The organism is Methylobacterium sp. E-065 (assembly GCF_022829605.1).
Lineage (GTDB): Bacteria > Pseudomonadota > Alphaproteobacteria > Rhizobiales > Beijerinckiaceae > Methylobacterium.
Genome location: NZ_JAKSYD010000239.1, coordinates 1 through 732, shown reverse-complemented (window position 1 = coordinate 732; position 732 = coordinate 1). Strand labels below are relative to the sequence as shown.

General features: G+C 66.0%; 1 protein-coding gene. It reads right to left on the bottom strand.

Features of this window, described 5'->3' with window-relative positions:
- Positions 1–23 precede the first annotated feature (23 nt).
- The coding region (locus tag MKK84_RS28090; protein ID WP_313899373.1) for a Crp/Fnr family transcriptional regulator at positions 24–732 on the bottom strand (709 nt) is incomplete at its 5' end.

Sequence of the window (732 nt, the reverse complement as noted above, 5' to 3'; positions counted from 1 at the left end):
CGACGTTGTCCTGGCCCACTAGCTTACCCGCCCTGGACGCTGCTCAGCCACGGCACCTGCCGGCGGCTACTCCAACGCGCGTTCCTGAGGTGGAGGTAATTGGGATCGAACCCACAGTACGCCTTGAGCCCTTCGACGTCTAGGATCGTCAGGACCCGGTGCTTGAGGTGGATCAGACCGAGCGCACGCAGCTCTCGCAGGCTGCGGCTGACCTGCACGTCTGACAAGCCCATCGTGTCGGCGACATCGGTCTGGGTGAACGGGAACGCGTAGCTGTTGTCGGTGACGCGTCCCACCGCCTCCACGCGCAGCAGCAGCTCGCAGAACAGGTGCGCGATCCGCTGGTCGGCCTGCCGACTGCCGATGTTGACCAGCCACTCGCGCAGCACGGCCTCGTCCACGAGGGCGCACCACATCAGGGCCCGCGTCACCTGCGGGTGGTGGGCTGTGATCTCCTCGATGGCGGCCCGGGGGATCTCGACCGTTTTGCAAGGCGAGATCGTGCCGATGGCGTGGTCCATCTGGTCGAGGATGAACACGTTGAGGTCGCAGAAGTCGCCCGGCACGAAGAAGGCCATGATCTGGCGCTGGCCGTCCGGGAGCATCTTGTAGCGGCAGGCGTAGCCGTCGAGGATGAGATGAACGTCGCTGGGCGTGTCGCCTTCCGAGATCAGGTCCGTCCGCGCTGACACATTCCGCACCCGTGGCACAAACGCCCGCAGAGCGGCGCGG